Below are 19,996 nucleotides of genomic sequence, written 5' to 3'. Positions count from 1 at the left end.
TGCTGCGCGGTGTCAGAGACCGTTGAGGAAGCCGAGAAGGTGCCGGTTCACCTCCTCCGGGGCTTCCAGCGGCGCCATGTGCGAGGCGTCGGGGATGATCTCCAGCCGCGCGCCGGGGATGCCGCGCGCGATGACCTCGGATGCCGCGACGGGCGTCGTCGGGTCCTTTTCGCCCACCATCACCAGCGTCGGCCTATCGATCTCAGTGAGGCGCGGGGCGACGTCCAGGGTCGAGATCATGTCCCACATGGCGGCATGAACATCGGGATCGGCCGCGCGCAAGGTCTTCGCGACCCGGTCGAGCACGTCGGGCCGCCGCGCGGCGAAGCCGGGAGTGAACCAGCGCTCCAGTGTCGGCGCGAGGATCGCCTCCATGCCGCCCGCCCGCACCTGCGCCGCACGCCCGCGCACGGCCTCCCGTCCCGCATCGGCGAAAGTGCTGACCGTATCCATGAGGCACAGTGCGCGGACGAGATCGGGGCGCGCGAGCGCCAGCGTCTGGGCGATCATGCCGCCCACGGACAGCCCCACCACGCAGGCCGGTCCTGCTCCTGCCGCTTCGATGACCCGGGCGAGATCCTCGGCCGCATCGTCGAACCCGAAGGGCTGGCCTGGCGCCGGCGACGCGCCATGGCCGGCGAGGTCGTAGGCGATCACGTCGAAGCTCTCGGCGAGCGCGCCGAACTGCCGGTCCCAATAGGTCAGGTCGAGCGCCACGGCATGGATGAGCACCACCAGCGGAGCCCCGCGGCGACCGGCGCGCACCTGATGCAGCTCCGGGGTGGTCCTCGCAAGCGTCGGACTGGACGGATCGACATGGGGCATCACGCAAGCTCCTTCGGCGGCCCACGCTGGGCGTGCGCCATCAATCGCGCGCTCGAGGCGGCTGCACGGGTTTTAGCGACGGAACAGGCGCGGCCGACCGCGCCTGAAGGCGGACTACATGCGGGCGAGGCGCGGCTCGCCGGCGGGCGGAGCGGCAGCCACCTCGTCCCTGGCGGAGGGTTCCTTCGTGCCCCGCTTGCGGACCGGGCGATCGCGCTCGGCCTCCTTGGCGGTGAGCACCGCATCCGCGATGGCGGCGGCGTTCATCACATGGCGGCGGCAGGCCTGCCCGGCCGCCTCTGGATCGCGCCGGGCGATGGCCTCCATGATGTCGCCGATTTCACCGAGGCTCTTCGCCAGTCGGCCCGGCTGCGAGAGTGTGTGGGCGCGCAGCATGGTGACCCGCCAGTGGATCATGCGCAGCATGTCCTCCAGCATCGGATTGTGCGCGCCGGCCGTGAGCGCCGCATAGAAGGCCGTCTTCACCAGCAGGAGATCACTGCCCGGCTTGCCGCGGCTGGCTTTCCTGAAGGCGGCGAAGGCGCTCTCCAGCGCCTTGTGCTCGGCCTCCGTGGCCCGCTCAGCGAAACAGCGGCCCGCCATCTCCTCCAGCGTCGCGCGCAGCTCATAGATCGAGCGCGCGTCCTCGGCGGTGTAGATGGCGACGATGGGACCCCGATGGGGAATGATCTGCAGAATCCCCTCCGCCGCGAGCTGGCTCAGGGCCTCCCGCAGCAAGGTTCGGCTCACCTGGAACATCTCGCAGATCTCGCGCTCCACCAATCGGTCGCCCGGCTGGAAGCGACCCTCGAGAATGGCGGTGCGCAGGGCCTCGATCACCTGCTTCTTGAGCGATGCCGCCTGATGCATGGCCGCAAGGCTGGCTGGCGTGGTCATAGCTGGCTTCCTTGGCTGGCGGTCCCGATGGATTCGATGCGCTGTGTCCACTGACGAAATCAGATGACGGGCGGCTCGTCGAGCCGCACGACGATGCCTTCCAGTTCCGGTTTCGGCGGCCGATAGAGGCGCATCACCAGCGGATCGTGACCTGGAATGATGTGGTCCGGCGAGGGGGCGGCGGCCTTCAGCCGGTCGAAACCCTCCAGCATGCATCCCACGTGGAAGGCAGTGACGAACGGACGCTCTGTGTCCATGTTCTCATAGAAATGCGTCACGTCCGATGCCAGCACCACCGGTCCGCGGCGGGTATTGACCCGCACGAACTGGAGCCCGGCGGAATGCCCGGGCGCGGGATGCAGCGTCACGCCCGGCGCGAGTTCCGCACCGCCGTCATAGAAGCTGACGCGACCGGCATAGTTGGCGCGGACCATGCCCACCACATCCTCCACCTCGAAGGAATGGCGGAGGCGGCGGTAGCGCATGTAGCGTCCCACCGCATAGTGCATCTCCGCCTCCTGCAGGTGGAAGGTCGCGGCGGGGAAGAGGTCGAAATTGCCCACATGGTCGTAATGCAGGTGGGTGAGGATCACGTCCTGCACGGTCGCCGGATCAAGCCCCACCAGCTTCAGCGCCTCTGCCGGGCAACGCAGGAAATCGCGCTTGCGGCGGGCTGCGACTTCGGCATTGAAGCCCGTATCCACCACGAAGCTGCGCGCTTCGCCGACGATGGCCCAGACGTAATAGTCGAGCGGCATGGGCGCGTCATGGGAATCGCCGCCGATGAAATTATCTGCCCGCTTCGCATCTCGCGTGGCATAGCGGATGGCGAAGACGTCATAGGTGGGGATCGCCTGCTCGCTCATGCCGCCTGCCCCTTCGAGTAAGCCCCGGTAGCGCCGGCAAAGGCGCGGTAGCGCTCCACATAGTCGCGGATGCCCTGTTCCAGCGTGAATGCCGGCGCCCAGCCGAGCACCGCGCGGGCTGCGGAAATGTCGAGGGAGGCGCGCATGCGCGCATTCACCTCCTCCAGTGGCGACAGCCCGTCACCGATCTCGATATCCGCGCCCGGCACGACCTGCCGGACGATCCGCGCCACCTCTGCGGCCGCCGTCGCCTGCCCCGCCGCCACGTTGAAGACACGCTGCGCTCCTTCGGCCGGGGCCGGCACAGCGAGGGCACGCACGACCGCCCTGGCACAGTCCGGCACGTAGGTGTAGTCGCGCTTCATCGGCCCGCCGGTCACGAACCGTACGGGATGGCCGAGCACCGCACCCTCCACCATGGGCTTGATGAACATCGGCGTCCGCATGCCGAGGCCGTAGATGGCGGTCACGCGCAGCGCCAGCACGTCGACCCCGTGGAAGGAGGAATAGGCGAGGCCGATGGCCTCGCAGGCCATCTTGGTGGTGCCGTAGTGACCAGCGGGGTTGCCCTGCACCACCGAGAAAACCGGGTCCGTCTCCTTCAGCGGCGAGCCGTCCCCGCCATGGTATGCGGCATTGCTGGACAGGTAGACGAGCCGCGCCATGCCGAGCTGCCGGGCCGCCTCGCACACATTCACCATGCCGGTGATGTTGGTGTGGTAGGTCGCCGCCGGCTGGGCGAGGGAGGTCTCCAGCCCCACGATGCCGGCGCTATGGACGATGGCCTCGATCCGCTCGGTCCGACACACGTCCATGAGACGCGCGAGGTCGGTGGTCTGCCCCGGAGCATGGAGGACGCCCTCCACTCCCGCGGCGGCGAGCGTGGCGAGGGCTTCCGGCCCCGGCGCAGCCATGTCGTAGCTCACCACGTTATGCCCGGCCTGGGCTAGCGCCGCAGCCACATGGCTTCCGAGAAAGCCGGATCCTCCCGTCACCAGCACGCGCATGGGCAGCCTCCCGATCCGGCTTCAGCCATGGGCCTTCTGCGCCCGCTCGGCGAGCAGGACGCTCATGAGCGAGACCGCGTATTCGCTGCGCTGCGGATCGGAGAGGCCGGCGGCCTCGCGGCCGAACTTGCGCAGCAGGGTGATGGACATGGGGTCCTGGGCGGCGACGAAATCGGCGACCCGGAGCGCTTCGGCGAGCGCGGCGCCGGGTGGGACAACGGATGTGACGATGCCATAACCCTCGGCGTCCGCAGCGGAAACTTCCCGACTGGAGAGGGAGAGCTCGAAGCCCCTCTTGTAGGAGACGAAGCGGAACAGGTAGGACAGCACGATCAGCGGCGGCATGCCGTGGGACATTTCCGGCAAGGCGAAGCGGGCATTCTCAGCCGCGACCACATAGTCCGCCTGGGCCGACATGCCGAAGCCCCAACCGAGCGCAAGGCCTTCCACCGCAAGGATTGTCGGCACCGGCAGGGCGGCGAAGGCGGCATTCACCTTGAGGATGGCGTTGAGGTCTTCCGCCACGTCGGAGGCCCGGGTCAGGCCCTTCTTGCCGATGCGGCCGCCGCAGAAGTTGGCGCCCTGGGCGGTGACCACCAGGGCCCGCATACCCGATTGATTCGCAAGGGTTTTGACGGTCTCGGCGAGATCCAGAAGGGCCTCGGTGTCCAGATGGTTCGGCTCGCCTTGTCCCACCAGCGTCAGGACGATGACGCCATTGCTTTTTTCCTCGACGCGAACGGCCATTCCCGGGGCTCCCTGCGCGGCCCTCTGGCGGGCCGCCTTGTTTTTCTGATCGGGAGGGAGTGTGGCACCACGGCCGGAGAATGTAAACTGATTGTACGACAATAATGCGCGAGGAAATGCAGACCCAGAGCGCCGGCCGGACCCCGCGAATGCCCCCTGCTCAGGCCGAGCCGGCGCGCGGCCAGGAGATCTGGGAGGCGTTGGAAAACAAGGCCTCGAAGCGCTCCGGGGGCAGCGGGCGGCTCCAGAAAAAGCCCTGCCCGTAGGTGCAGCAATTGGTGGCGAGGAAGGCCATCTGGCCGGCGTCCTCCACCCCCTCCGCGAGCACTTCGATATGAAGCGCCCGGCCCATCTCGATCATGGCGCGCACCAGCTCGCCGTCCACCACGGACAGGGGCAGGTCATCCACGAAACTCTTGTCGATCTTCAGCCGGGAGATGGGGAAGCGCTTGAGGTAGGCGAGGGAGGAATAGCCGGTGCCGAAATCGTCGATGGCGATCCTGACACCCAGTTCCGTGATGCGTTTCAGCTTCGATTCAGCACCGGAATCGGCGCCGAAAAGCATGCTTTCGGTGATTTCGAATTCGATGCTGTCAGCCGGCACCCCGGAGGCGGCGAGCGCCGCCTCGGTCTTCGCGCAGATGTCGGTGGCGCTGAGCTGCCCGGCGGAGATGTTCACCGCGACGAAGGCGCACGGCAGCCCGGCCTTCCGCCACCGCGCCATCTGGGTGCAGGCGGCGGCCAGCACGAAGTCGCCGAGGGGGACGATGAGGCCGGTCTCCTCGGCGACGGGGATGAAGCGGTCGGGGCCGATCATCTCGCCCTCGGGGGTGATCCACCGCACCAGCGCCTCGGCGCCGACGATGGTCTGGTCCTCGAGCCGGACGATGGGCTGGTAGTGGACGGTGAATTCGTGCTCCGTCAGCGCCCGCCTGAGGTTCGCCACCAGCTGGATGCGCGCCCGCGCGTCGCGGGTCAGGGCGTCGGTGTAGAAGGCGTAGGTCCGCCCGTCCCTGCTCTTGGCCTCGAACAGGGCGGAATGGGCGTGCTGGAGCAGGGTGTCGGCGTCGCTGGCGTCCTCGGGGAAGAGGCTGATGCCGATGCTAGCATTGACGAACAGGTCGCTGACGCCCTCCGCCGCGAACGGCTCGCCCAGCGCCTCGATGAGGCGGACGGCGAGGCTCACCACCGCCTGCGGGCCCTCGCTTGCGTCGATCACGACCACGAACTCGTCGGCGCCGTAGCGCCCGATGGTGGCATCCTCCGGCGCCGTCCTGCGGATGCGCTGGGCGGCGGCGCGCAGCACCGTGTCGCCGGCGGCGAAGCCGAGGCTGTCATTGATGGTCTTCAGGTGGTCGATGTCGATGTAGAGCACCGCGCATCGTGTGCCCTCGCGGGTCAGCTCGTGCTCGATGAGGGAATAGGTCAGGGTGCGGTTGGGCAGGCCGGTGAGCGGATCGTAGCGCGTCAGGCGGTCCACCTCGATCTCGGACTTGCGCGCCTGGGTGATGTCGTTGAAGGCGCCCACATAGCTTTCGGCCGCGCCGGTGCGGCCATAGACCGTGCTGATGACCGTCTGCTGCAGGTAGAGCGTGCCATCCTTGCGGCGGTTCCAGATCTCGCCGCGCCAGACGCCGGTGTCCTTCAGGGCGGTCCAGAGCAGCTGGTAGAACAGCCGGTCGTGCCGCCCGGAGCTGAGGAACCGCATGTTCTGGCCGAGAATCTCGGCCTCCTGGTGGCCGGTGATGGCGACGAAGGCCGGATTGACCGCGGTGATCCGCCCGGCGAGGTCCGTCACCACCAGCCCCTCCTGGGTGTTGGTGAACACCGCCTGCGCCAGCGTCAGGTGATGCTCGGCGGTGCGGCGGGCCGTGGCGTCGGAGACCATGAGAATGATGTAGCCGGCGTCCTCCGGGGTGTCGCGGGCGATGGACTGGACGCAGGACAGCCAGATCTCCTCGCCGGCACGGGTGAGGTGGGGCTGGTCGCCGCGCGCCTCCACCACCGTCCCCGAGGGCAGCGACGCGACGGCCTCGCGGCTGGTCCCGCCCGCCCCGGCCCGGATGTTCGGCCGCACGTCGGCATAGCTGCGCCCGAGCAGCTCCGCCCGGCCATAGCCCAGGAGGGCGCAGAGGGTTTCGTTGACCCGCAGGAAGCGCCCGTCGAGGTCGAGATGGGCGATGCCCTCGGCCGCCTGTTCGAAGGTCGCCCGGAAGCGCTCCTCCGCCGCATGGAGCGCGGCCTTCTGGTCGGCTTCCGCCAGCGCGACGCGCAGCCGCTGGCGCTGGATGAAGAGCAGCGTGAGCACGCCCGCCACCAGCAGGCAGGCGGCGGCCGTCATGGCGGAGAGGAAGGCGACGCCCCGGACATCGTCCACCACGTCGGCCGTGGCGACGGTCGCGACGAGCACCGCATTGGCCGCGGGGATCATCGCAGCCGCCGCCAGCAGCGGCTCGCCGCCGGGAGGGCTGACGATATCGGCGGCAAGGCCGTCCGCTCCATCGGCGGCGAGGGGCACCAGGGCTTCGGGCAGCGCCTGCTGCGCCCCGGCGATCATCCATCGCCCGTCGCTGCCGGTCTTGCTGGCGATGAGCACCCGGGCGCTGTCGCCCATCAGGCCGGCGAAGTCCTGCAGCCGGCTGAAGCCGGCGCTGCCGTTGGTGACGATGGCGAGCAGGGTCGCCTGCGGCGCTTGCGCCACGTGCGGCGTCGCCTCCAGCATCCGCCGCGCCACTTCCGCATCAATGGACCGCGCCACAGCCTCGGTCATGAATTCGAGCTGCCCCCGGCGCTCGCCGAGGAGCGTGTCGGAGGCCGACCGAAAGACCGAATAGCTGATGAGCCCGGCCGGCAGGGTGAGGAGCGTGAGGACCGCGAACAGCACCCAGCCCCGGAACATGAGGATGGGCCGGGCCGCTTCCTTGCCCTGGGCGGCGGTATGCAGCGCGAAAAAGAGAAGGGCGGTCGTCACCGCGACGAACACGAAGCCCTTGAGGGTGGAGAAGACACCGAAGCCGATGGAGCCCCCGACGCTCTCGATGAAGCGGTCGGACAGGTAGATCCACAGCAACGCGCCGACCGCGTAGGCGATCGTCACGGACGCGATGTACGAGCGGCGTTTCATCGGCGCGCTTCTTTCCGAAGCCTGCATCCGTTCATAGCACATATCCGGGGCTGAAGGTGCGGCCAAGCTCAAGCTTTGCGTGTCAGCCGTGCAAAAAATACGCGCCCTCAAAGGGGTACGCTACACCATCCGCCCGCTCGCGCCCACGGCGCTGCCGGGCCGGCGGGCTCAGGGGATGGGCGCGACGACGTTGTCGAAGCTGATGACGACTTCGGTCTTCTGTTGCTTGGACGTCATGCGGATCGGCAGGCCGCTGTCCACCGCGATCCATACCCGCTGGGGATCGAACTCGACGGCGCCCGGCATGGGCGGCGGCGTGTAGTCGTAGGCCACCGCGTTCTTGCCCTGCACCGTCTCCGGGCCGACGCGCCGGCAGTCCTTGAGGCTGGCGGCGCTGGGAATGACCTGCTTCTGCATCTCCACACGCCCGCCCGGTCCCAGCGGCATCTTGGTCCACTTGGCCCCATGCTTGACGTACATGACGTCGCCGACGATCACGGCTTCCATCAAGGGCGCGCCGCCCAACGCGGCCACCTGCCGGTAGGCCGGAACCTTGCTGAGGCGGTCATAGGCATCCGCCACGCTTTGGCAGTCGTCGGCCCGCGCCAGCGAGAGCGGCACAAGCAGACAACCCAGCACCAGGACCGCTGTGGCGGCGCGCATGACGTTTCCTTTCAGATCAGGCGCGCAGCTTAGGCGTCGCGATGCAGCTGCACAATCAACCGTCAGGACGTGGGACACGCCTGCCATGTCCCCACCACCCGCCATGTACCTACCACTGGTAGCGCACGCCGCCCCGCGCGTTCGCCGCCGCATAGCCTTCGCCGAACTTGAGGCTGGCGGTGGTGAAGCCGTTCCAGCCATTGCTCTTGGCGAACACGTTGAAGCCGCCGCCGATCTCGCCGAAGGCACCGTTGAAGTCGTCGGCGACGGTGAGCGGCAGGCCGGGATTGTAGATGGTCACCGTGTTGTCGCCGAGGAATTCGTACCAGAGCCGCGCATTCAGGTTGGCCTCGATGCGCAGCGACGCATTGTCATAGACCGGACCGCCCACGCGGGCGCCGAGGCCCACCCTGAGGCTGTCATTGCTGCCGAAGTCCGCCGCCGTGCCGGCCAGAAGCGGCAGGTTGTTGATGCGGGTGGAGACATAGCTCAGCGTGGCGATGGGCTCGAAGAAGCCGGTGGCGCCGAGCTTCGCCCGGTATCCGGTGTCGAGGGTGAAGCCGAGGCTGGTCGCCCGCGCGCTCTGCCCGTAGGCCGCCGCGCCGCCGAGCGTCGGCGCGGTGTAGTCCATGGAGAGGATGTCGGCCTTGAACAGGGCGTCCACAAACCAGTTGCGGTTGAGGTAGGTGGCATAGGCGCCCACCGTGCCGCCGGAATAGCTGGCGGAGGTCAGCGAGGCATCGAAGCCGAGCTGGGAGGTCACATAGCCGCCCATCACGCCGAACATCACTGCGTCCTTGCCGGACGCAGACACATTGGTCTTGCCGAAGTCGGCGCCGGCGATGAAGCCGTAGGTGTCTTGCGAATAGCCCATGTCGTAGGTGTAGGCCCCGCCCGGCACCGTGGCGGTGGTGGACGAGTCGCGCAGGCCCCAGCTGCCGACCGCCTTGGCCCACACGCCCGGCGTCACGCTCTGCGATCCGGCGCTGGGGGCCTTGCCGACGATGGCGCCGTTGCCCCCATTGAGATAGGTGCGCAGGTCCGCCTGCCGGTCCAGCCAGCCGCCGCTGGTCTCGTACCAGATGCTTTGCGCGCCGGTGACGAGGCGCGGCAGCTCGTAGGCCTCCCGGTCCGGCACGCCGACGAGGTAGGTGTCGTTGCCGCGCGTCACGAGGTCATAGAAGAACACGCCCTTGTCGATGACGCCGCCGAAGCGCGGATCGTAGCCGGCCGACTGGGAGGAGATGACGAAGCTCGCCTCCTGGGTGCCGTACTTGCCGTAGGAGACGGCATCGGGGTTCACCACCTCCACCACCATCATGCCCTTGGGGTTGTAGCCCCCGGTGCTGGTGCTCACGTCGTTGATGACGATGGCGGTCTGCCCCTGCGTCGCCACCGTGCCGGCGGGCAGCAGGTTGCCGTTGGCATCGAGGCCGCCGACCACCAGCTTGTCCGCAGTGGAGCCGGGACCGCCGAGCCAGGCGTCGATGCCAAGGCGGCTGTTGCCCTGCCCCACGAACACGCCGCTCACATAGGTCACGTCCCGGGCGCCGTTAGAGGCGGTCTGGCCGGGCGTCTCGTCGATCATGGTGAGCAGCCCGGCGTCGGTCGCGACGAGGCTGCCGTTGACGAAGGTTTCGAGGCCCGTGAACGTGGTGGTCTCCGCCTGCGCGCCGTTGAGCGCGGTGACGGTGAGGCCGGGATTGTTCACCTGGTCCGTGCCGCCGCCGAAGCTGTTGACGCCCACCGTGACCCAGGTGTTGGAGCTGAGATTGTTGAAGGTGTCGTTGCCGTCGGAGAAGCTCACCCGGCCGATCACGGTGCCGTTGTTGGTGACGGTGGTGGAGCCCGCATCGGCGCGGATCGCCACGCGCCCGGCGGCGCTGGCGAGGTCGCCATTGGCCGCATAGGTCCATGAGCTGACCAGCGCGCTCGTGCCGATATCGATGGTGGTGCCGGTGCCGCTCGACACGCGGATCACCGCCTCGTCCTCGGAGGCGCCCGAGCCGGACACCACGCTGAACGCGCCGATGCCCACCGCGACGGTGCCCGTCCCGTCGGCGCGGATGCCATTGCCCGTGCCGCCCTGCCCCGTATCCGCATAGACACGCGCGCCGGTGCCGAGGGTGACGACGGTGGCGCCGCCGCCGCTCGCCAGCGTGCGGATGCCGGTGCCCCCGGCGAGGATGCGGTTGCCGTCCGCCAGCGTCACCGTCACGTCGCCGCTGCCGCCCGTCTGTGCCGCGACGCCGGTGCCGGCGCTGGTGATGTCCGCGCCCACATCGACCCGGGCCGCGCCCGTGCCGCCGGAGGTCGCGCCGACACCGAAGCTGCCGCCCGCAATGATCTTGCCGGCGACCGTGACCGTGGCGCCGCCGCCGGTGTTGAGGGCGATGATGCCGGAGCCCTGCGCGTCGATCTCCGCCGTGTTCTTGACCGTCACGGTGCCCCCGGCGCCGGAGAGGCCGGCATCGATGCCGGTGCCGCCCGCCGTGACCTTGGCGTTGGTGGTGACGTTGACCGTGCCGCTGTCGCCGGTGAGCGCGGCGAGGATGCCGGCGCCGCCCGCCTTCACGATGCCGTCCGTGGTGACGGTGACGCTCATGCCGGTGCCGGTGGCGCTGGCGTCGATGCCCTGTGCGCCAGAGGTGATGGCGCCGTTCGCCGTCGTCGTCACCGTGGCGGAGCCGCCGGCGCCGGTGGAGACGGCGCGCACGCCGAAGCCGGAGACGGTGATGGCATTCTCCACCTTCACCGAGGTGGTCGCCGTGCCCGCCGCCGTGGCCGAGGCGTCGGCGCCGCTGGCGCTGTCGGTGATGGCGCCGCGCAGGGTGAAGCTGCTCAGGGCATCGCCCGTCGTCGAGGTGGCGAGCCCCTTCACCGCCGTGCCGGTGCCACCCTTCACGGTGGCGTCGGTGGCGATGAGCGTGGTGGCATTGCCCTTGGTGCTGGTGGCGTCGGCGACGATGCCGCCGACGGCGCCCGTCACGGCGCCGGACACGCCGATCTTGGTCTGCGTCGTCCCCTCCACCGAGGAGACGGCCGCGATGGCGGCGCCGCCGCTGCTGGTGACGGTGCCGGCGGTCGTGACGTCCACATTGCCGGAGGTGCCGGTCTTGTCGATGCGGATGCCCCCCACCGCGCCGGACACGGAGGTGCCGGCCGTCGTCTCGACCACGATGTCGCCGGTGCTGCCCGCATCCGACGACACGCGCAGGCCCACGCTGGAGCCCTTCACCTGCGTGGTGTCGCCGAGCTTCACGGCGACCTTGCCGCCCATCTGCTTCAGGAACACGCCGTCCGCCGTGCCTTCGATGGACGCGCTGCCGGTGGTGGTGAGCGTGATGGTGCCGGTGGCCTCTCCATAGAGGCCGAACCCGCCCGCAGCCGTGGACTTCGCCGTGCCGGAGAAGTTCTGGATGGAGAGATCGCCGCCGGTGGCGTTGAAGAAGGCGCCATACTGGCCGCCCGAGGCGGTGCCGCTGAAAGCGTCCGCCGTCACGCTGCCGCCCAGCGTGCGCACGAACACGCCCGCTCCGCTGCCGCCCGTCGCCGTGCCGGAGAAGCCGGAGACGGTGATGTCCCCGCTGGTGCCCGCCTGCGCGAAGATGCCGTACTGCCCACCCAAGGCACTGGCGGCGAAGTTCTTCACGCTGATGCCGCCGGTGTCGGTGAGCAGCAGCACGCCGTTGGCACCGCCGACGATGTTGGGCGAACCGGCGGACCCGCCGGTGAAAGTGTCGGCGGTGATGGCGCCGCTGGTGGTGCGGCCATAGACGCCGTAATCGCTGGTGCCCGTCGCCGTGCCGGAGAAGCCGGAGACATTGACGCTCCCCGCCCCGGTCTGGGCGAAGATGCCGTATTGCCCGCCCTGGGCGCTGGAGCCGAAATTCTGGATGCTGATGGCGCCCGACGTGGAGAGCGCCTGGATGCCGGCGGCGGCGCCGGTGAGGAACGGTCCGCTGCCCGTGCCGAGGGTGAAATTGTCGGCGGTGATGGCGCCGGTGGTCGTGGAAAGCAGGAGGCCGCTGCCGCCCGTGCCCTTCGCCGAGCCGCTGAAGCCCGAGGCATCGATGGTGCCGGAGGTGGCGAAGGCGAGGATGCCGTTCTGGCTGCCCGTGGCGCTGCCGCTGAAGCTTTTCAGCGAGATGTCACCGGTGGTGACCACCTGGGTGAAGATGCCGTTGGCGCCGGTGCTTTCCGCCGTGCCGCTGAAGCCGGAGAGGTCCACCTTGCCGGCGTTGCTCTGGGCGAAAATGGCGTTCTGGCCGGCGGTGGCGCCGCCGCTGAAGTCGCGGATGTTGACGTCGCCAGCCCCCGTCACCTGCGCGAACACGCCGCTGGCGCCGGTACCTTCGGCCGTGCCGGTGAAGCGGTCGATGGTGATGGTGCCGGTCGTGGACTGGGCAAACAGGCCGTTCTGGCCGCCCGTGGCGCTGCCGGCGAAATCGTTCACCGTGATGTTGCCGCCGGCGATGAGGGTGAGGCCGTCCGCGCTCGTGCCCTTGAAGGTGCCGCCCTCGGCGGCGATGTCGATATTGCCCGAGGTGGAGGCGAGCACGCCGCTCGACCCGCCGCTGAGGCTCGCGCCGGCCAGCACGCGAACGCTGGCATTGGTGGCGGGGAGGAGCGTGAGCGCGTATCCGTCCGCCTTCACCGTGGCACCGATGCCGGTGCCGGACGCCTGCGAAATGGCGCCGCTCGAAATCAGCACGATGCCGTCGGTGGTGGCCGTGAAGCTGCCGCCGATGTTGTTGAGCACAATGTCGCCGCCGCCGAGGCCGGAGCCGACGACCACCGAGATGGGCGCGGCCGCCGTGATGCTCGTGTCGTCCGCCGTGGTGACGGTGATGGTGTTGCCGGTGACCACCGCCGCGGCCGAGCTCGCGCCCGCGCAATCCAGCGCCGTGGGGTTGCCCACCGGACCGGAGGTGACGCAGGCGCCGTAGGCGACCGTCGCCGGCGCCAGCCCGGCGAGAACGGTGGCAAGCGCCGATCCCGAGAGAAGCACCCGCATAAGGCGCGCGCGCCAATGGGTCCCGGTGACGACCCGGTCGGGCTTGGACCCGTGCGTGGCGCCGAACATGCGCGTGTCTCCCTCCCGATCCCGCACGCGCCCCCTTTGGCGCAGCACCGGGAATTCGGCGCACGTCCGCGCACGCGGCCGGCCCCCCTCAGGGGCGCCGGTCGGCGACAGCGAAGCAGCCGTTTCGGGTGGCCCCAGAATTTCCCATCATGGTTAACCTTGAGTTACGTAGCGCAACAAATCCTCCCAAGGTCTCGCCAACGCCTGCGCAGCATAATTTGCGCAGTGCGGAACACCCCGCCGCCCAAGACATTGTCTCACCACAGGCAACGGTATCGGCGAGGGCAAGACGTGCACCATCAGACGATGGAGGGCGAATACGGACGGATTCCGCCGGTGTCGGACCAGACACGGCCCCGGCTCTATCATGTGCCCCCGCGCGCGATGCCGACGGGAGATGCCCGCGACGCCTTCCTTGCGCGGATCGCCACGCTCGGCTTCGACACGCTGCTCCTCGGCTGGCCGTTCCCGGTGGAGCCGCACAGCTGGTTCGCCACCCGCAGCCTAGACACGCTCGCCACGCCGCTTGACGGGGAGCGGCCCGAAGACGCTTTTCGAAGCCTTGCGGATGCGGCGGCGGCCCACGGCCTCGCCTTGTTCATGGATTTCGCCTGCACGCAGGCCGGCAATGGCGACCTCCTCGCGGCGCTGCCGGGCTGCTGGAGCGGCGCGGCGACCGCCGGCGATCCGCGCGTCTCGCCCGCGACCGCAGGACATGGCGTAACGCTGGCGGACGAGGCGGCCGCCGCCCGCTTCACGGATTTCTGGGCCGGTCATCTTGACCGCTGGCGTCAGGCCGGCATCAGCGGCGTGCGCTGCCACGCGGCCGGCGCGCTGCCGGCCGAGATCTGGCAACGCCTTCTTGGCCCCGCCCGCGGCGCCGGTCTCATCGCCTTGGGCTGGACTCCGGGCCTGCCGCGCGAACAGGTGCGGGAAATCGCCAGCGCCTTCGATTTCGTCACTGCTTCAAGCGCGTGGTGGGACGCCCGCGCGCCGTGGCTGGTGTCGGAGTTCAACGCCCTGCGCCCCCACGCCCGGCTCATCGGCTTCTGCGATGATCCCTTCGCCCCGCGCCTCGCCGCGCGCGGACCGGACGCCACCGCCGAGGCCCGCCATCGCCTCGCGCTCGCTGCCGCCGCGCAGCTCGCCGATGGCTGGCTGATGCCCATGGGGTTTGAGCACGGCGCGCGCACCCCCTTCATGGAAACCGACGACGGGCTGGACGATGCCGCGGGCTTCGATCTCTCCGCGCAGATCGCCGCGCTCAATGCCGCGCCCGTGGCGGTCCGCCGCCTGCGCCAGCTCACCTCGCCCGGCGCGGCGGCGACCTTGATCAAGGCCGATGGACCGGACGGCGCGCGGCTCCTCACCTTCAACGCCGCTCTCGACCATTCTGCGCCCTTGAGCGCGCGGGAGGCCGCCGCGCGGCTCGGCCTCGCTCTGGCCGGCACCGTGCTGGATGAACTGCCGCCCGGCGGCACCGCCGCCATCGATCTCGCCACAACGCCGCCCATCCTCGCGCCGCGCCCAGCCGTGGCGCCTTTCACATCCGCCCCGCGCATCGCCATCGAGCGGGTGACGCCGAGCGTGGACGGCGGCCGCTTCGCGGTGAAGCGCTGCGTGGGCGACGTGGTGACGGTGGAGGCGGACATCTTCGCCGACGGCCACGACATGCTCGCCGCCGAGCTGCGCTGGCGCGCCGCGGACGAGAAGACATGGCAGCGCGTGCCCCTCGTGCCCACGGTGAACGACCGCTGGCAGGCGCGCTTTCCTTTGCTGCGCGTGGGGCGCCACGACTTCCTCATCGAGGCCTGGTGGGACCATTTCGGCACCTTCCGCCGCGATCTCGGCAAGAAGCGCGCGACGGGCCAAAAGCTCGCCGTGGAAGTGAGCGAGGGGCGCGCTCTGCTCGAAGACGCGCTGGAGCGCGCGCCGAAGGGCCCGCGCGGCGTCATCCGCGACCATCTGAGGCGGCTGAAGGACAGCGAGGCCGCTGCCGTGGAGGCGCTGCTCTCCCCCACCCTCGCGGCCGCCATGGCCGAGGCCGATCCCCGCGCCTTCGCCACCGGCGCGGCGCAGCTCTACCCCATCGAATGCGATCGCGAGGCCGCGCAGTTCGCCAGTTGGTACGAGCTGTTCCCCCGCTCCGTCACCGACGATGCCGCCCGCCACGGCACCCTGCGCGACGTGATGGGCCGGTTGCCGGCGATCCGGGACATGGGCTTCGACGTGCTCTACTTCCCGCCCATCCATCCCATCGGCCGCAGCCACCGCAAGGGCCGCAACAATGCGCTTGAGGCGGGACCGGATGATCCCGGCAGCCCCTATGCCATCGGCGCCGAGGCCGGCGGGCACGAGGCGATCCACCCCGAGCTCGGCACGTTCGAGGACTTCCGCGCGCTGGTGGCGGCGGCCCGCGCGGAGGGGCTGGAGATCGCGCTCGATTTCGCCGTCCAGTGCTCGCCCGACCATCCCTGGCTGAAGGCGCATCCCGACTGGTTCCAGTGGCGGCCGGACGGCACCATCCGCTACGCTGAGAACCCGCCGAAGAAATACGAGGACATCGTCAACGTCGATTTCTACGCCAAGGGCGCGGTGCCTGACCTCTGGCTCGCCTTGCGCGACGTAGTGGAAGGCTGGGTGCGCCTCGGCGTGCGCATCTTCCGGGTGGACAATCCTCACACCAAGCCCTTCCGCTTCTGGGAGTGGCTGATCGCCGACATCCGCAGCCGCGACCCTGGCGTGATCTTCCTCGCCGAAGCCTTCACCCGGCCGAAGCTGATGTACCGTCTCGGCAAGATCGGCTTTTCCCAATCCTATACCTATTTCACCTGGCGCAACACCAAAGCCGAGCTGCGCGACTATCTGGAAGAGCTGAACCGGGCGCCGGCGCGGGACATCTACCGCCCGCACTTCTTCGTCAACACGCCGGACATCAACCCCTATTTCCTCCAGCGCTTCGGCCGCCCCGGCTTCCTCATCCGCGCCGCGCTGGCGTCCATGCTGTCGGGCCTCTGGGGCCTTTATTCCGGCTTCGAGCTGTGCGAGGCAGCGCCGGTGCCGGGCAAGGAAGAATATCTCGACAGCGAGAAATACGAGATCCGCCCGCGCGATTACTCAGGCCCGGGCAATATCGTCGCCGAGATCACCCGCCTCAATGCCATCCGCCGGGCCCACCCGGCGCTGCAATCCCACCTCAACGTCACCTTCTACACCGCCTTCGACGAGCAGGTTCTCTATTTCGGCAAGCGACTGCCGGATGAGGACGAGATGGTGCTGGTGGCGGTGAGCCTTGATCCCCACGCCCCACGCAGCGCCGCGATCGAGGTGCCCCTGTGGGAATTCGGCCTGCCCGACCATGCCGCAGTCGAGGTGGAAGACCTGTTGCGCGACACCCGTTTCACATGGACCGGAAAGATGCAGACCATCCACCTCGATCCGGCCGACCTGCCCTACGCCATCTGGCGCATCCGCCCCGTGGGAGGCGTCGCATGAACGTTCATTCCGCCCCCGCCGCCTCCGCAGCTTCCACCACCGGCGATGACACGCTCTGGTACAAGGACGCGGTGATCTACCAATTGCATGTGAAGTCCTTCTTCGATGCCAATGACGACGGCATCGGCGACTTCGCGGGGCTGATCTCCAAGCTCGACTACATTGCGAGCCTCGGCGTCACCTGCATCTGGCTTCTGCCCTTCTATCCCTCGCCGCGGCGGGATGACGGCTACGACATCTCCGAATACAAGAACGTTCACCCCGATTACGGCACCATGGCCGACGCGCGCCGCTTCATCCGCGAGGCCCATGCGCGCGGGATGCGGGTCATCACCGAGCTGGTCATCAACCACACCAGCGACCAGCACCCCTGGTTCCAGCGCGCGCGCCGCGCAAAGCCAGGTTCGGCGCATCGCAATTTCTATGTCTGGTCGGACAATGACCAGGCCTATGCCGGCACGCGCATCATCTTCCTCGACACCGAGAAGTCGAACTGGACATGGGATCCGGTGGCCGGCGCCTATTTCTGGCACCGTTTCTATTCCCACCAGCCCGATCTCAACTTCGACAATCCCGCCGTGCTGAAGGCGGTGCTGGGCGTGATGCGCTTCTGGCTCGACCTCGGCGTGGATGGCCTGCGGCTCGATGCCGTGCCCTACCTCGTGGAGCGCGAGGGCACCTCCAATGAGAATCTGCCTGAGACCCACGCAATCCTCAAAGCCATCCGCGCGGAGCTGGACGCCGCCTATCCCGACCGCCTGCTGCTGGCCGAGGCCAATATGTGGCCGGAGGACACCCAGCAATATTTCGGCGACGGCGATGAATGCCACATGGCGTTCCACTTCCCGCTCATGCCGCGCATGTACATGGCCATCGCGCAGGAAGACCGCTTCCCCATCACCGACATCATGCGCCAGACGCCGGATATTCCGGAAAACTGCCAGTGGGCCATCTTCCTGCGCAATCATGACGAGCTGACGCTGGAGATGGTCACCGACAGCGAGCGCGATTATCTCTGGAACTTCTATGCCGCCGACCGGCGCGCCCGCATCAATCTCGGCATCCGCCGCCGCCTCGCGCCCCTGCTGCAACGCGACCGCCGGCGGGTGGAGCTGATGAAATCGCTGCTGCTCTCCATGCCCGGCACGCCCGTGATGTATTATGGCGACGAGATCGGCATGGGCGACAACATCTTCCTCGGCGATCGCGACGGCGTGCGCACGCCCATGCAATGGTCTCCCGACCGGAACGGCGGGTTCTCCAAGGCCGACCCCGCAAGCCTCGTCCTGCCGCCCATCCAGGACCCACTCTACGGCTTCCAGGCCATCAATGTGGAGGCGCAGAGCCGCGACACCCATTCGCTGCTGAACTGGACGCGCAAGCTCCTCTCCGTGCGGCGCGCTCACCCGGCGTTCGGGCGCGGCACGCTGCGCTTTCTCTATCCGAAGAACCGGAAAGTCTTCGCCTATCTGCGCGAGCACCAGGGCGAAACGCTGCTGTGCGTCGCCAATCTCTCCCGCTCGCCGCAGGCCGTGGAGCTGGACCTCTCGGAATTCTCCGGCCGCATCCCGCTGGAGCTGCTCGGCTCCTCGCCCTTCCCGCCCATCGGCCAGCTCACCTATCTGCTCACCCTGCCGCCCTATGGCTTCTACTGGTTCCTCCTCGCCACCGACGCGCAATCGCCGGACTGGCACACCCCGGCCCCCGAGGCCATGCCGGAATATCTCACCTTCGTGCTCAAGGGCGCGCCGGAAGAGATGATCACCGCCGCCCATCGCAAGAGCTTTGAGGCCGATGTGCTGCCGGCCTATCTGCCCAAGCGGCGCTGGTTCGCGGGCAAGGGCGATGCCCTCCAGTCCGCCCGTGTCGCCATGACCGCGCGGCTCGGGAAGAAGCGCGAGCGCGCCTTCGTGATGGTTGAGACGAAGCGGGCGAGCGGCACGGACCTCTACCAGCTCCCCGTCGGCATTTCGTGGGACGATGAGGCGGGCCAGTCCCTGCCCCAGCAGCTGGCGCTCTCCCGCGTGCGGCGCGGGCGGCGCACGGGCTATCTCACCGATGCGTTCGCGCTGCCGGAATTCGCCGCCGACGTGATGGACCTCATCGCCCGCGACGGCGAGGTGGCAAGCTCGCAGGGCCGCATCATCTTCCGCAAGACACCGGCCTTCGAGAGCGCCCCGCTCACCGAGGGCGCGCCGGTGCGTTTTCTTTCGGCGGAGCAGTCCAATTCGTCGCTCATCTATGGCGACAAGGCCATTCTCAAGCTGTTCCGCCGCATCACGCCGGGCATCCACCCCGAGGCGGAGATGAGCCGGGCGCTCACCGAGCGCGGCTTTGCCAACACCGCGACGCTGCTGGGCGAGATCGTCCACGAGCCGGATGGCGGCGCGCCGCAGGTGCTCGCAGTGCTGCAGGCCTATGTGGCCGGCGAGGGCGATGCCTGGACCTTCACCCTCTCCTTCCTCCAGCGCGCCGCTGACGAGGTGGGGCACGAGGACATCCAGCAGGACGACCTCATCGCCCCCTATCTGCGCTTCGCCGAGCATCTCGGACTGCGCCTCGGCGAGATGCACCGGCTGCTCGCGGCGGAAACGGACGATCCCGCCTTCGCGCCCGAGCCCGCCGGCCGCACGGCGCTGGAGGCGTGGCGCAGCCGCATCGGCAGTCGCATGGACGCCGCGCTGAAGGGCCTCGCCGCCCGCCTCGACACGCTCGCGGAACGCGACCGGGAGAAGGCGTCCTGCATCCTCGATCGCCGTGCGGCGATTAGCGCCGAGATCGAGCGGCTCGTCGCCGCCGGCGAAGGCGCCCAGCTCCACCGCATTCATGGCGATTTCCATCTGGGCCAGGTGCTGGTGGCGCAGGGCGATGCCGTCATCATCGATTTCGAGGGCGAGCCCGCTTTGCCGGTGGAGGCCCGCCGCGCCAAGGACAGCGGCTGGCGCGACGTGGCCGGCATCCTGCGCTCGCTGGATTATGCCGTGCGCGCCCGACGCCGCCCCTCGCAGGCCGCAGGCGACGCCAATTTCGGCCGCCTCGCGGATCTCTTCCAGGCGCGCGTGCCGCAGACCCTGCTCGACGCCTATCGCAAGGGTGCCGGCATCGACACGCGCGGCGCGGAGGCGGAGCGCGACGACGCTCTGCTCCGCCTGTTCCTCCTCGAAAAGGCGGCCTACGAGGTGACCTACGAAATGGACAATCGGCCGGACTGGCTCCCCATCGCCCTCAGCAGCCTCGCCCGCCTCGTCGCGGACCTGCCGCCGGATGCCGGCGCATGAACAGCGTG

General features: G+C 69.0%; 10 protein-coding genes. 2 read left to right on the top strand and 8 right to left on the bottom strand.

The window, feature by feature from the left end:
* Positions 1-12: 12 nt before the first annotated feature.
* From FHT36_RS17635 to FHT36_RS17600, 8 genes are all read right to left on the bottom strand, one after another.
* A complete protein-coding gene (locus FHT36_RS17635; RefSeq protein ID WP_169123786.1) occupies positions 13-825 on the bottom strand; it encodes an alpha/beta fold hydrolase in 813 nt (270 codons plus the stop codon).
* Between the two features lie 114 nt (positions 826-939).
* Positions 940-1,722 (bottom strand): GntR family transcriptional regulator, encoded by a 783-nt coding sequence (locus FHT36_RS17630; RefSeq protein WP_210257827.1) that lies wholly within the window; start codon positions 1,720-1,722, stop codon positions 940-942.
* Between the two features lie 59 nt (positions 1,723-1,781).
* The gene (locus FHT36_RS17625; RefSeq protein WP_169123785.1) at positions 1,782-2,588 is read right to left on the bottom strand and encodes an N-acyl homoserine lactonase family protein; all 807 of its coding nucleotides are present in this window, start codon (positions 2,586-2,588) and stop codon (positions 1,782-1,784) included.
* Positions 2,585-3,595, bottom strand: a complete 1,011-nt coding sequence (locus tag FHT36_RS17620) for an NAD(P)-dependent oxidoreductase (protein ID WP_169123784.1) — start codon at positions 3,593-3,595, stop codon at positions 2,585-2,587. Before FHT36_RS17620 ends, FHT36_RS17625 begins: the two co-directional genes overlap by 4 nt.
* A gap of 21 nt (positions 3,596-3,616) precedes the next feature.
* A complete protein-coding gene (locus FHT36_RS17615; protein WP_169123783.1) occupies positions 3,617-4,342 on the bottom strand; it encodes an enoyl-CoA hydratase/isomerase family protein in 726 nt (241 codons plus the stop codon).
* 160 nt (positions 4,343-4,502) lie between these two features.
* The gene (locus FHT36_RS17610; RefSeq protein WP_281408797.1) at positions 4,503-7,466 is read right to left on the bottom strand and encodes a bifunctional diguanylate cyclase/phosphodiesterase; all 2,964 of its coding nucleotides are present in this window, start codon (positions 7,464-7,466) and stop codon (positions 4,503-4,505) included.
* A 168-nt stretch (positions 7,467-7,634) separates the two neighbouring features.
* Positions 7,635-8,129 (bottom strand): hypothetical protein, encoded by a 495-nt coding sequence (locus FHT36_RS17605; protein ID WP_169123781.1) that lies wholly within the window; start codon positions 8,127-8,129, stop codon positions 7,635-7,637.
* Positions 8,130-8,238: 109 nt separating this feature from the next.
* On the bottom strand, positions 8,239-13,215 hold the full coding sequence (locus FHT36_RS17600) for a hypothetical protein (RefSeq protein WP_169123780.1): 4,977 nt from the start codon (positions 13,213-13,215) through the stop codon (positions 8,239-8,241).
* A gap of 291 nt (positions 13,216-13,506) precedes the next feature.
* On the opposite strand from FHT36_RS17600, the gene FHT36_RS17595 reads away from it, so the two are divergent.
* On the top strand, positions 13,507-16,710 hold the full coding sequence (locus tag FHT36_RS17595) for an alpha-1,4-glucan--maltose-1-phosphate maltosyltransferase (protein ID WP_210257826.1): 3,204 nt from the start codon (positions 13,507-13,509) through the stop codon (positions 16,708-16,710).
* A complete protein-coding gene (gene treS / locus FHT36_RS17590) occupies positions 16,707-19,988 on the top strand; it encodes a maltose alpha-D-glucosyltransferase (RefSeq protein ID WP_169123779.1) in 3,282 nt (1,093 codons plus the stop codon). The genes FHT36_RS17595 and treS overlap by 4 nt, the downstream gene beginning before the upstream one ends.
* The last annotated feature ends 8 nt before the right edge of the window (positions 19,989-19,996 follow it).

The sequence above is a fragment of the Xanthobacter sp. SG618 genome (genome assembly GCF_012932745.1).
Taxonomy (GTDB): domain Bacteria; phylum Pseudomonadota; class Alphaproteobacteria; order Rhizobiales; family Xanthobacteraceae; genus Xanthobacter; species Xanthobacter flavus.
This window is presented reverse-complemented; position numbering and strand designations above follow the sequence as displayed.